Annotated in this window: 10 protein-coding genes; 3 read left to right on the top strand and 7 right to left on the bottom strand. The window is 55.7% G+C overall.

Translation table 11 applies throughout. The features are described from left to right. Positions 1-123: 123 nt before the first annotated feature. A complete protein-coding gene (locus AC6HVW_RS10220; protein WP_143186493.1) occupies positions 124-525 on the bottom strand; it encodes a hypothetical protein in 402 nt (133 codons plus the stop codon). A 527-nt stretch (positions 526-1,052) separates the two neighbouring features. On the opposite strand from AC6HVW_RS10220, the gene xdhA reads away from it, so the two are divergent. Genes xdhA through xdhC form a run of 3 tightly spaced genes read left to right on the top strand, consistent with a single transcriptional unit; the run spans position 1,053 to position 4,702 of the window. Beyond that, positions 1,053-3,338 carry a xanthine dehydrogenase molybdenum-binding subunit XdhA gene (gene xdhA, locus AC6HVW_RS10215; protein WP_071680572.1) on the top strand — a complete coding sequence of 762 codons (2,286 nt, stop codon included), beginning with the start codon at positions 1,053-1,055 and terminating at the stop codon, positions 3,336-3,338. Between the two features lie 12 nt (positions 3,339-3,350). After that, positions 3,351-4,232 carry a xanthine dehydrogenase FAD-binding subunit XdhB gene (gene xdhB, locus AC6HVW_RS10210; RefSeq protein ID WP_071680573.1) on the top strand — a complete coding sequence of 294 codons (882 nt, stop codon included), beginning with the start codon at positions 3,351-3,353 and terminating at the stop codon, positions 4,230-4,232. Continuing rightward, positions 4,226-4,702: a xanthine dehydrogenase iron sulfur-binding subunit XdhC gene (xdhC, locus tag AC6HVW_RS10205; RefSeq protein ID WP_071680574.1), complete on the top strand. Its 477-nt coding sequence runs from the start codon at positions 4,226-4,228 to the stop codon at positions 4,700-4,702. The genes xdhB and xdhC overlap by 7 nt, the downstream gene beginning before the upstream one ends. A 16-nt stretch (positions 4,703-4,718) precedes the next feature. Here xdhC and AC6HVW_RS10200 read toward each other — a convergent pair whose 3' ends face one another. The 6 genes from AC6HVW_RS10200 to ygfM form a co-directional block, all read right to left on the bottom strand. Continuing rightward, positions 4,719-5,024, bottom strand: coding sequence for an Rpn family recombination-promoting nuclease/putative transposase (locus AC6HVW_RS10200; RefSeq protein WP_071680575.1), 306 nt, complete (start codon positions 5,022-5,024; stop codon positions 4,719-4,721). 228 nt (positions 5,025-5,252) lie between these two features. Then, positions 5,253-6,617: an NCS2 family permease gene (locus tag AC6HVW_RS10195; protein WP_071680576.1), complete on the bottom strand. Its 1,365-nt coding sequence runs from the start codon at positions 6,615-6,617 to the stop codon at positions 5,253-5,255. Between the two features lie 102 nt (positions 6,618-6,719). Next, the gene (guaD, locus tag AC6HVW_RS10190; protein ID WP_071680577.1) at positions 6,720-8,036 is read right to left on the bottom strand and encodes a guanine deaminase; all 1,317 of its coding nucleotides are present in this window, start codon (positions 8,034-8,036) and stop codon (positions 6,720-6,722) included. Between the two features lie 82 nt (positions 8,037-8,118). Then, a complete protein-coding gene (locus AC6HVW_RS10185) occupies positions 8,119-9,534 on the bottom strand; it encodes a nucleobase:cation symporter-2 family protein (protein ID WP_071680578.1) in 1,416 nt (471 codons plus the stop codon). 237 nt (positions 9,535-9,771) lie between these two features. Next, entirely contained in the window at positions 9,772-12,651 is a 2,880-nt protein-coding gene (locus AC6HVW_RS10180) for a molybdopterin-dependent oxidoreductase Mo/Fe-S-binding subunit (RefSeq protein WP_071680838.1), read from the bottom strand. Further along, positions 12,651-13,424, bottom strand: coding sequence for a molybdopterin-dependent oxidoreductase FAD-binding subunit (ygfM, locus tag AC6HVW_RS10175; protein WP_071680579.1), 774 nt, complete (start codon positions 13,422-13,424; stop codon positions 12,651-12,653). Before ygfM ends, AC6HVW_RS10180 begins: the two co-directional genes overlap by 1 nt. Between the last annotated feature and the right edge of the window lie 44 nt (positions 13,425-13,468).

The raw sequence follows: 13,468 nt of genomic DNA, 5'->3' as shown, positions 1-13,468 counted from the left end.
AAAACATAAGAATAAAAATCCATATGTTATATAAAAAAGTTGATTTAATCATCATTGTATAACCCTCTGTTTAGGTGATGCGATATGTAACATGCTGATATTAGTTTTTAGCCATAAGTAACATTACCAACTACAGCTGTTACCTGAATTCCCACCACAATTGCTATTGCTACCCGTTCCGCCACCACCACCGTTTCCCGTGTTGATACAGCTGCTAACCGCACCAATCGCGCCGCCAATTGCGCCCCGTACCCCACCAAAAGCCCCCCCAATAGCGCCAGTCGCAAGAGCTGCGGCACAAGCAGCATCCATACCGGGAGATGAATTGCCGACAAAGCCATTCGCCTGCCCGCCATAGTTAGTGGACGGCCCCCTGCCCTTATTGTTATTGCGGCCTCCGTTATCGCTCCGATCACCACCATTATTCCCTCGACCGCCGGAAATTTGACTAAGCATAGATTTATCTAGTTCTATCATAAACAGCTCCTTTGTTAAGTAATATAAAGCAACCTCGTTCATAATCATTATTAACCCAACGCAATTTTACATGCAATACATTATTTGTTGGCGATTCAAGTAACATATATAAATATAAACTTATTTACACACCTCACATCCCCCTGATTTTCTTGGCTTTCAGGTTTATTGTTCAACTTTGGAAAAAGCGCTTTAGCTTGAAAATAAATTAAAGCACTCGACGGATATTATTTTGACCTGTTATTTATTCATTTAAACTTACAGATAATGTTTTTGGCATCGGAGAGTTCCTCTCCGAGAGTTGCTCTGCTAACCCCTGCCGCCGCCCCAGTCAGGGGTGTATCAACCTGATAATCTTATCCTTATCAATATGATAAATTATCGTCGCACATCGTCTCTGCCATGCCGACATTGGTGCGTCCTCCCCCCTCTTTGACCACCAAAAACTATCACACCCCCGCCATAAACCAGATTCAACTCACAAATCCCACATCCGGCTGATTTTTCAACCCATTATGGCCTGTAAGTTGCTGCTGTTGGCTATCGCGACTTTTTCTCTCACCGAGGAGAGCAGGATGCCTGTAGGAACCTCGCCCGAACGCGTCGATGCGCAAGCCAAAGTCACCGGCCGGGCACGTTATACCGACGATATGACCATGCCGGGTATGCGTCATGCCAAATATGTTCGTAGCCCGATTGCCCATGGTCTGGTTACGCATATCGACACCAGCAAAGCCCTGCAATTGCCGGGGGTTGAAGCCATATTCACTTATCAGGATGTGCCGCAGCACGGTTTTCCTACGGCAGGCCATGCCTGGTCGTTGGATGCCAACAAGCGTGACGTGGCCGATAAACAGCTGCTGACCCAGCATGTACGCCATCACGGCGATGGTGTGGCGATCGTTGTCGCCTGCGACGCGTTAACGGCGGAAAAAGCTGCCATGCTGGTCGAGGTGGAATACCAGGAACTGCCGGTGATGACCACCGCAGAAACGGCATTGGCTGCCGATGCGCCGCTGTTACACGGCGGTAAAAGCAATCTGCTGAAACAACACCAGCTCAGCGGCGGCGATCCCGTGGCGGCATTGGCTGCGTCAGAGGTCGTGATCGAAGGCAACTACAGCACGCAGGTAGTGCAACATTGCCATCTGGAAGGGGTGATTTCCTACGCTTACATGGACGAGATGGATCGCATAGTGATCGTCTCCAGCACCCAAATTCCCCATCTGGTACGCCGTGTGGTTGGCCAGGCGCTGGATCGGCCGTGGTCATCCATTCGGGTAATCAAACCCTATATCGGCGGCGGGTTCGGCAATAAGCAGGACGTCTTGGAAGAGCCGATGGCCGCATTCCTGACCTGGAAACTCGGCGGCGTGCCGGTCAAGGTTGAACTGAGCCGCGAAGAGTGCTTTTTGGCATCTCGTACCCGTCACTCGTTCTCCATCAGCGGTAAGATGGGCATTAACCGCGACGGTATCCTGCAAACCTATAGCCTGGATGTGCTCTCCAATACCGGAGGGTATGCTTCTCACGGCCACTCCATTGCCTCCGCCGGGGCCAATAAAATCGCCTATTTGTATCCGCGTATCGCCTTCGGCTACAAAGCCACCACCTTTTACTCCAACCTGCCGAACGCCGGGGCCATGCGCGGCTACGGCGCACCACAGGTAACCTTTGCCCTGGAATGCATGATTGACGAAGCCGCCGCCCAACTGGGGATGGATCCGCTGGAACTGCGGCTCAAAAATGTCGCCCGCCAAGGAGATCTCAACCCACTCAATCATAAAGAGATCAAGAGCGCCGGGATTATCGAGTGCCTGCAAAAAGGCCGGGAACTGTTTGATTGGGATGCCCGCCGAGCCGCCTGCCTGAATCAGAGTGGCCCCATCCGCCGCGGCGTTGGCGTGGCCTGCCTTAGCTATGCGTCTAATACCTATCCAGTTGGCGTCGAGATTGCCAGCGCCCGGTTGTTACTGAACCAGGATGGCACCGTCCATCTGCAAGTCGGCGCGACGGAAATTGGCCAGGGATCGGATACCGTGTTTGCACAAATGGCGGCACAAACCATCGGCGTGCCCTTTTCTTCCATCTACGTTATCTCCACCCAAGACACCGACATTACCGCCTACGATCCCGGTGCCTTCGCCTCGCGGCAAAGCTATGTCGCAGCCCCCGCTATCCGTCAGGCGGCTATGGAGCTGCGCTCCAAGATCCTGACCCATGCAGCCTATATGTGCAGCCAGCCCGAATGGGCGCTGGATGTGATCAACGGCGAGGTAGTGCTGAAGGAGATGCCGGAAAAAGTGTTGTGCTCGGTGCAAGAGGTCTCCATGAGCGCCCATTACGATCAGGAGGTCGGCGGGCAGATTATGGCCGAGGTTTCCTGCAAAACCCGCAGCAATCCACCCGCCTTTGGCTGCACCTTTGTTGACCTCACCGTCGATATTGAGCTGTGTAAGGTCACCATCAACAAGATCATGAATCTGCACGACTCCGGCCAGATCCTTAACCCGCTGTTGGCCGAGGGCCAGGTGCATGGCGGCATGGGAATGGGCATCGGCTGGACGCTATTCGAAGAGATGATCATCGACGAGCAAAGCGGCATCGTGCGCAATAACAATCTGCTGGATTACAAGTTCCCTACCATTCTCGATCTGCCAGAGTTGGACTGTGCGTTTGTCGAAACCTATGAGCCACAAGCCGCCTATGGGCACAAGGCGCTGGGTGAACCGCCGCTGATCTCTCCCGCCCCGGCGATCCGTAACGCCATCTGGATGGCAACCGGCGTGAAAATAGATGAACTACCGCTGACGCCAAAAACGCTGTATCGCTATTTTTCGCAGGCGGGCCTGATCGAGTAACTGGAGAAAACCATGTACGATATTGCAAACTATTATCGGGCGACCAACATAGACGATGCCGTACGGCAATTAGCCGCCAATCCTCAGGCCAGGCTGATTGCTGGCGGTACCGACGTGTTAATCCAGCTCCATCATATGAACGGCAAATATCGCCATCTGGTGGATATTCACGGCCTGAACGAGCTGAACGGTATCGAGTTGCTGCCGGATGGCACACTGCGCATCGGCAGCGGCACCACCTTTAGCCAGATTATCGATTCACCGTTGGTGCAACGCCTTATCCCGATCCTGGCAGAGGCAGCCGCGACGATCGCCGGACCGCAGGTGCGGAATATGGCCACGCTGGGCGGGAATATCTGCAACGGTGCCACCAGTGCCGATTCCGCCTCACCCTGTGTGGTAATGGAAGCCGAGCTGGAAATCGCTACCCCCACAGGGCTACGCCGCACGCCGATCCAAGGTTTCCACACCGGTCCGGGCAAAGTCGCGTTAGGGCAAAATGAGGTCACCGTAGCGTTGCTGTTTAGGCCACAGCACTATCAGCACTTTGGTGCCAGCTATTACAAATACGCCATGCGTGGTGCGATGGATATTGCCACCATCGGCTGCGCGGCGGCCTGCAAAATTGAAAATGGCCACTTTAGCGCGGTGAAAATCGCCTTTGGCGTAGCGGCCCCAACGCCGATCCGTGCCCCAAATGCCGAGGCCGCAGCTCTGGGTCAGCCATTCAATGCGCAAACGCTCGCCGCCGTGCGTGAGGCGGTCATACGTGACGTGCTGCCACGTTCATCCTGGCGCGCCAGCAAAGAGTTCCGTATGCAAATCATCCGTACGCTGGCAGAGCGCGTGCTGGCCCAGGCGGCCCAACGCGCAGGAGGAGAGTTATCATGTTGATCAATTGCACCATCAATGGCCGCCCCTATCAGTTCGAGGTCGATTTTCGCCTGTCGCTGATGGAGTTACTGCGTCAACAAGGGCTTAACAGCGTCAAACAAGGGTGCAGCGTGGGCGAGTGTGGTGCCTGTACCGTACTGATCGACGATGTGGCTACGGACACCTGTATTTACCTAGCGCTCTGGGCCGATGGCAAAACCATCCGCACCACCGAGGGCGAGGTGAAACAGGGCAAACTGTCTGCCGTACAGCAGGCTTATGTAAATGTGGGGGCGGTGCAGTGTGGTTTTTGTACGCCGGGACTGGTGATGACCAGTACCTCGATGGTGGAACGTTTTCGCGGCCACCGCCTTACCGAGCAGGAGATCCGCCGCGGCCTGGCTGGGAATTTATGCCGCTGCACCGGCTATACCTCGATCGTCAAGGCAGTGGAGCAGGCGCAGCTGTTGGATGAGGAAATGCCGCGTTGAGAAACGCGGGTAAACGCTAGTGGCGGATTTGCACCAGCTCTTCTTCTGAAAGACCGGTCAGCTGTATGACCATAGCGTGATCGAAGCCCTTAGCCAGCATGGAGAGCGCTATCTTCAAGATGGCTTCTCGCCCTTCCTTTCGCCCTTCCTCAATACCTTTCTCTATACCTTTATCGAAACCTTTCTGCTCGAGATATTCTGCAATAGTCATCAATTCCTCCTCATGCTGCGGCGCGCGTCTGGCCAATTCACGGAGCAGTCTCTCCGGTTTGGTCGTACTCCCCGCAGCAGATAATTTATCAACGATATTATTCAAGATCATCAAAGGAAACAGTAAGCCATTCAAATAAAAACATCTCAATTCATTGATTTAAATAAAAACTTAGATTATTACCTGCCAGCCTTGTTCTTATCTGTAATGCATCGGGCATTCATAGACATATTCGAACTGAATTGATGTATTGAACTGTGTAGGAGCGTGGCATGCAGCGCTCCTACATGAAGAATTGAGTGCAGATTGGTCAGTAAGCGGCTAACCTTTTTCTTGCCATCAGATAGCCCAGCCACCGGCATAGAATACCACCAGCGCCACCGCGATAATCACCGTGCCAATATTCAGTTTGCGCCACTCGTTAGAAAACACGCGGCCAATCACCAGCGTGCTGAAGCCCAGCATAATGCCGGTAACAATGTTACAGGTCAGCACGATAAATACCGCGCACACCAGGCCGGACATGGCATCGACAAAGTCGTCAAAATCCAGCTTGGCCACGTTGCTCAGCATCAGCAGGCCCACATACATCAGCGCCGGTGCCGTCGCATAGCCGGGGACCAGATAAGACAGCGGTGACAAGAACAGGATCAGCAAGAACAGTACGCCCACCATCGCCGCCGTCATGCCAGTTTTACCGCCAGCAGCCGTTCCCGCAGCAGACTCGATATACACCGCAGCCGGTGAGGCCCCAACCAACGCAGAGAACATGCTGCTCATGGAGTCGGCGGTTAACGCCCGGCCACCGTTGATAATCTGCCCATCCTCGTCCAACAGGTTAGCTTGCCCGGCGACCGCCCGAATGGTGCCGGTGGCATCAAATACCGCCGTCATGACTAACGCCAATACGCTGGGCAGGATCGCCGGGTTCAATGCCCCTTTGATATCCAGGCTAAAAATCAGCGAGCTACCGTCCGGCCCGGAGAGGCTGGGCAACGCAAACAACCCTTGATATTTCACATTAGGGTCAAAAATTAGACCGATAACGGAAATACCGATGATCACCAATAAGATCCCACCCGGCACACGTAATTTCTCCAGCCCGAGGATCATCGCCAGGCCGAGCAGCGACATCATCACCGGGAAAGACACAAACGACCCCAGCGCCACCGGCAAACCGTCCAGCGGGTTTTTGATCACCATACCGACACCGTTGGCAGCGATCAGCAGCAGGAACAAACCGATACCAATCCCGGTACCATGCGCTATGCCCATCGGCAGGTTACGCAGGATCCATGAGCGCACCCCGGTTACGGAAATGGCGGTGAATATCAGCCCCATCAGGAAGATGGCCCCAAGGGCGACCGGTATACTGATGTGCTGGCCAAGCACCAGGCTGAAAGCGGTAAACGCCGTCAACGAGATGGCGCAGCCAATAGCCATCGGCAAGTTAGCCCACAGGCCCATCACCAGTGACCCCGCACCGGCAACCAGGCAGGTAGCGACAAACACCGCAGCAGGAGGGAAGCCCGCCTTGCCCAACATGCCGGGCACCACGATCACCGAATAGACCATCGCCAAAAAGGTGGTCAACCCTGCCAACACTTCCTGCCGTACGCTGCTGCCCCGCTCGCTAATCTTGAAATAGCTGTCTAGCGAGCTGGCCGCTTTTTCTGACGTCGCCTGCGATAAATTATTAGACATATCAATGCCCTCTGAAAGTTTACACTCACCTACCCCACGGGCTTGCCGTTACGGCACTCGCTGGGGGTAACGCCAGTCCTGGCAAATTGCAGTGCGGTGGTTTTAAGTACGTTCATACACCAGCCGGCCATCGACATAGGTACGATAGATCGACCGGTCATCCCCTAGCGTCATCATGACAAACAGCTTATCCATCAAGGTTTTTGAGTTGTCGTAGCGCAACTGTTGCAGCGGCGTGGCCGTCGGCTCCAGCACCACAAAGTCCGCCTCTTTCCCCAGGTTGAAGTTACCAATGGTGTCCGCCAGCCCCAGAGCATCGGCCCCGCCCAACGTCGCCAGATAGAACGCCTCATACGCCGAGAGCCGGTAGCCCTGCAGCTGCATGATTTTGTATGCCTCATTGAGCGTTTGCAGCATGTTGAAGGTGGTGCCCGCACCGATGTCGGTGCCCATCCCCACCCGCACCTTTTTCCGCCAGGCGTTGGGCAAATTAAACAGGCCGCTGCCGAGATACAGGTTGGAGGTCGGGCAAAAGGCGATGGATGATTGGGTTTGGTGCAGACAATCCCACTCGGCGTCTTCCAGATGCACACAGTGGGCAAATACGCTTTTTCTGCCGGTCATGCCGTAGTGATGGTAAACATCGAGATAACTTTTGCGCTCTGGGAACAAGGCTTTCACCCAAGCTACTTCATCCTTGTTTTCCGACAGGTGGGTATGCAGGTAAACATCCGGGTATTCCTGGCGCAGGCGTTGCACCATCTCCAGCTGTGCCGGTGAGGAGGTTGGCGCAAAACGCGGGGTGATGGCGTATAACAGGCGGCCATTGTTATGCCAGCGCTCAATCAGCGCCTTGGTTTGGCTATAGCTGCTTTCTGCGGTATCCAGCAGGTAATCGGGCGCGTTGCGATCCATCATCACCTTACCGGCGATCATCCGCATATTGATATGGCGCGCCGACTCAAACAGCGCCTCTACCGATTCGGGATGCACGGTGCCGAACACCAGCGCGGTGGTGGTGCCATTACGCAGCAGCTGCTTGATGAAAAACGCCGACATCTCGCGGGCGTATTCCAGATCGTTATAGCGCTTCTCCGCCGGGAAGGTGTGCTTGTTCAGCCAGTCCAGCAGTTGTTCGCCATAGGCTCCTACCATTTCACACTGCGGATAATGAATATGGGTGTCGACAAACCCTGGCACGATCATTTTCCCGCTGTAGTCACGCACCCGGATGCTGTCGGGGATCTGGTGGTGCCCCACCTCCCAGTCGCCAAACCACTCCACCCGTCCATCACGAATGATCAGTAGCCCGTCTTTAATAAAGCGCAGATGGCCTTCGATTTCTTCCGGATGCTGTACGGTGCGGGTGATATCGAGAAAACTGCCCCGCACGGCCTTGATTGATTGTTCACGCTCCATACTGAAATTCCTTGTCACCATAAACGGATGTTGCCAGGCGGGCGCCGCATACAGCGCCCCTAAGTAACCTTTGTCAGCAATCTCAATCGGTGTTTTTTTCCGCTGTAACCACCTCGAACTCGGCCTCCTCGGCGTCAGGTTTCTCACTCTTGTTCTGCGGTATCAGCAAATTGAGAAAAATGGCCGTGAGCCCACCGGCGCAGATCGGGTTTTCCACCAGCACATAAATCGACTCGGGCAAAATACGAAACACTTCCGGATCGTAAGAGACGCCAAGGCCCAGCCCCAGCGAGGTGGCGACGATGATGGTTTCGCGACGGTTTAAACCGTCGGAGATAATGATGCGTATCCCGGCAATGGCGATCATCGAGAACATCAGCGTCATCGCGCCCCCCAGCACTGGCGCCGGGATAGTGGTAAAGAAGCGGCCAATGACGGGAAACAGCCCCAGTACCACCAGGATCACGGCGATATATTTGCCGATATGGCGCGAGGCGACGCCGGTCATCTGGATCACGCCGTTATTCTGGGAAAATGTTGTCAGCGGCAACGAGCCCAGCATGGCGGCAATCACCGAGACCAGCCCATCGGCCAACACTCCACCGCTCAGGCGTGCGGTATATTCATCCCCCTTGATGGGCTGCTCGGACACTATTGCGGTAGCGGTGATACTGCCGACCGCCTCCAACACGCTGAGCAGATAGATGATGCCAGCCACCAGGAAGGCATGCAGATCGAAAGAGAAACCGTATTTAAAGGGAACGGGAACGGTCATTACCGGCAGGTTTTGCATCACCGAGAAATCCACCATGCCCAGGCACAAGGCCACGACATACCCGACAATCAAGCCGATGGCGATGCCCCCCATGCGCAGTAATGCGTTCTGGCAACAGTTAAACCCGATCACCACCAGCAACACCAACAGGCCGATACCGATATTTTCGTAGTTGCCAAAGGTGCCGCTGCTTTTCGCTGAATAACCGCCGCCAAAATCGATAATGCCCACCTTGATCAGGCTCAGGCCAATCATCAGCACCACAATGCCGCTCACGGTGGGCGTGATCACCCGTTTCAGATAGGGCAAAATAAACGAGGAGCCCACCACCAGGAATGCCCCAACAAAAGAGATGCCCAGCAGGGTGGACATGATCGCTTCCACATGCAGGCCATCGGCTTTCATCGTGCTGCCCAAGGCGATCATCACCGTCACAAAGGAAAAGTTGACCGATTGAATGGACAATAAGCCGGAGCCTACGCGGCCATAGCGATTCACCTGCAACCAGGTGCCAATCCCTGAGGCTATCATTGCCATCGAAACCAGATAGGCCGTGACGTCCGGCGGCAACCCCAGCGCGGTGCCGACGATCAGTGCGGGTGCCACCATCGGCACAAAAATAGCCAGTAAATGGGTGATCGCCCCCACGATGCATTGGTCGAAAGGTGGTTTATCTTCCACCCGATAAATAAGGTCGTTATTTGAACTAGGCATATCAGACATCTCTTTACTCCATTCCAGTAAATTTGATCATCTGATTCAATAAGCTCCACGCCCTGCACTTTCGCCATGTTGATCCCACGGGCTAGCCTGAGCGATGAGCTCATATATGGCGGCAATAACAGATTAGCCTTTGGCTAATATATTGAATCGTTTATACCCGCCGCCGGTTTAACTCGGCAGGTATAGCGGGATAATGACCGTAATTGGCCACTATCCCGGTACGACTTATTACAGAGTCTACGCTGACAGCTTATTTAACCCCCTCAAGATCTTCTCAGGGGTGAAATGCCATTCGCGCAGCCAAACACCACAGGCATCGTGGATCGCCATAGCGATGGCCGGGGCCGCTCCGTTGACGCCAATCTCGGAGATCGACTTGGCCCCATATGGCCCCACCCGATCGTCGCTGGGCACCAGGAACGCCTGGAAATCCAGCGGGATATCACCCATCTTCGGTGCGCCATAGCTTTGCAGATCTCGGGTGATCGGCGATCCTTGGCTGTCATAGATAATCTCTTCCGTCATGCTGTGGCCGATGGCGCGCATTGAAGCCCCGTAGATTTGCCCCAGCGCCAGTTCCGGGTTAACCGGGGTGCCGCAATCGAGCAAGGCATAAAACTTGTCCAACCGGATCTCCCCGCTGCGCACATTGACCGCCACTTCGGCAAAGTTGGCGCCAAACGGGAAGGCAAAGTCAGAGGAGATATAGCTGGCGGTGGCCACGAGAGTGCCAAAACCGGTGCCCGTTTCTGCCTTATGGGCAATCTGCGCGAACGTCACTTCGCCCTGTTTGCCCCTTACCACGCCGGGCCCCACGAGCGTGACGTCGCTTTCTGGCTCACCCAGCATCTGCGCGCCGTGGAACAGGATTTTTTTCCTGAGATTTTCCGCCGCATTCTTCGCCGCATTGCCGGAGAAGCAGGTGCCGGAAGAGGCGTAGGCCCCTTTATCAAACAGGGCATGATCGGTATCACCTGAGATCACATGCACGTCTGCGAACGGGCAGCACAGCACTTCCGCCGCCAGTTTGCCCACGACCGTATCCAGCCCGGTACCGATATCTGCCCCGCCGGAATGCACGATAAAGGTGCCGTCCGACTCAAGCTTGATCATGCAGTTGGCCTGATCGATATCCGGAATACCGGATTTTTGCATGATAATGGCCACGCCACGGCCAATCTGCCAGTCTCCCTGACTGACTTTCGGTGAGCTCCACTGGATCAGCTCACGCCCTTTGCGCAAGATCGGCTCCAGCGCACAGCTGGCGGCACTTGGCACCGAAGTCGGCATTTTGCCTTCGCCAATCGCCCCGAGGATTTTCAACTCTTGCCCTTCAACTACCCGATTACGCTCGATGATATCCAGCGGGTCCATCTGCAGTTTTTCCGCCATCTCCGCCAGGATCATGGTCAGGGCGAAGTTGCCTTTTGGCGCACCGTAACCCTGATAAGCCCCGTTTGGGCAGATGTTGCTGTAATAGGTGGTCACCTGAAAATTGACGTTATCGCAGGGATAAAGCGGCAGCGACAGCGCCGGGCCGTTGCTGGGCACCGTTAGCGCATGGTTGCCATAAGGGCCGGTATTGGCCAGGAAGTTCATATCGATTGCCGTCAGGCGGCCGTCTTTTTTCGCACCAATCTTCACCCGCACCTTGGCCACGTGGCGTGAGGTGTTGCTGATGAACTCTTCTTCGCGGGTGTAGTGGAAATAAACCGCACGGCCGGTTACGCAGGTTGCCCAGGCACACACTTCTTCCAACAGGATATCCTGCTTGGAGCCAAAACCGCCGCCGACCCGCTCTTTGATCACGTGCACTTTATGCTGCTTGAGCCCGACGATCCTGGCGACCTGGCGGCGCAGGTGCCAAGGCACCTGGGTTGACGCGTGGATCACCAGCCGATCGCCGTCCATGTAGGTGTAACAGACGTGCATTTCCGCCGGGCACTGCTGCACCTGTTTGGATTCGTAGGTGCGCTCCAGCACCACGTTCGCCTCGGCAAAACCTTGATCCACGTTGCCAATGCGTCCATGTACCGCGGCGGCAATATTGCTGTGGGGTTTGGCACCAATTGGGAAATTGATCGTCACATGCTCGGTGCCACGCTCTGCGCTACCCTGGTTCTGCTCGGCCAAGTCCTCCGGTGCGCCGTGGACGTAAACAATCGGTTCGTCGTGTACCAGCGGTGCCCCTTCCGCCATCGCCTCATCGATCGACATCACCGGTTTAAGCACCTGGTATTCGACGTCGATCAATGCCAGCGCGGCCAACGCAATCTCTTCACTCTCGGCCACTACCGCCGCCACCCGGTCACCCACGTGGCGCAGCTTTTGGCCAAACATCCGGCGATCCAGCGGAGAAGGTTCTGGCGCGCTCTGCCCACCGGGGGTGTAATAGATATCCGGGCAGTTGCGATGGGTGATCACATGCACCACCCCAGGCAACGCCTCGGCTTTGCTGACGTCCAGATGTGTGATCAAGGCATGAGGATGCGGGCTGCGCAGCATCTTGATGATGCAGGCATTGCGGGCCACGCGGTCCTCCACATAACAAGGCTTGGCCTGTACCATTTTCGCCGCGTCCACCTTAGGACACAGCTTACCGACCACGTTCAGATCGCTGCGGAATTCGGGAGCCGCGAGCGACTGGAATTCAGGATCGTTACGGCGAGCCACCGCCAGCGCTACGACCTGATAGAACTGCTGATAACCGGCATCACGGCTGAACAAGCCTGACAGCGCATCGTCTATTTGCGCGCGCGTTGGTTCCTCGATGCGGGCCAACAGATCCGTCAGGATCAGCGCCGCCGCCGCATCGTTATAGCCGGACTGGACGATCCCCACGTCCACCATTGCCTGTTGCACCAGGCTGAGCTGGTTCCAGCTCCCCAGCGCTTCGGCCGTGGTCACCGCGCTATTATCCAACTGAGCGGCGATCAGCAACGAGGCGTTGACCACCATACCGTTAAGCAGGATCGCGTCCGAACCGGCAAAGCCGAAGCCGTCATCGCTATTGCGGACCGAATGCATTCCCAACGTAAACAGCAGTTGCTGGACGTTTTCGCCGGGTTGGCACTGCATCTCCTGCGGGATGTCGTTAAGCGTAAAGCGAATATTCATCATGCTTTCTCCCCTGATGCCTGGCAAGCCGCCAACAGGTCTGCCACCACCACACCGGTGATATAGCGCTTATAGGCGCGGCTGCCACAGATGTCATCTGGCGGAGATATCATCTGCGCCACCGCCTGCTCCAACGCCGGGCCACTCAGGCCACTGTTCTCTGCATCACGCAGGCGGCCTGGTGCCACCACACCGCTGAGGGCGATACGAATTTTCGCCTGCGCATCGCGGGATACCGCCGCAGTCACCACCGGTAACCCCGCCGCTGAACGGGCAATTTTACGGGTAGCACAGGTACGGTAAGGATCCGGCAGTACCACCGCCAGCAGTAATTCACTGCCGCTGCACAGCGGATAGTCTTCCAGCGCCATCGTCTTGCCGCTGCCCACCACCACCTGGGCACTCAATGCCAGCAACACCGGCAGCAGCACCGAATCTTTCGTTGCCGAAACGACTTCACCACCCAGCGTGGCCTGATTGCGAATATGGCGGGAATAGACAAAACCCAGCGCCTCACGCAGGGCCTGCGGGATAAGCTGGGTATCCATTAAACGCTGTAAGGTAATGGTGGCACCGATATGCAATGCCCCCTGCTGCCAGCTCACCTGATCCAGCCCCAGCTGCGACAGCCCGATGGCAATCTTTTGCCGTGTTTTAGTGGGTGTGGCGTTTAGTTTGCTGCCGCCAGCGAAATAGACGGCATCCTGCTGGAACTGGCGTTTTAGCTCTAGCGCCTGCTGTACCGATCCTGGCCGATAGAATTGCTCAATCATGTTGCACCCTCATCAATGTCAGCCGCCCCGGTGTTCGCAGGGCG

Source organism: Serratia sp. NCCP-200, from assembly GCF_059697885.1.
The sequence above is the reverse complement of the archived record's forward strand: the minus strand, read 5'-3'. Positions and strand labels throughout refer to the sequence as shown.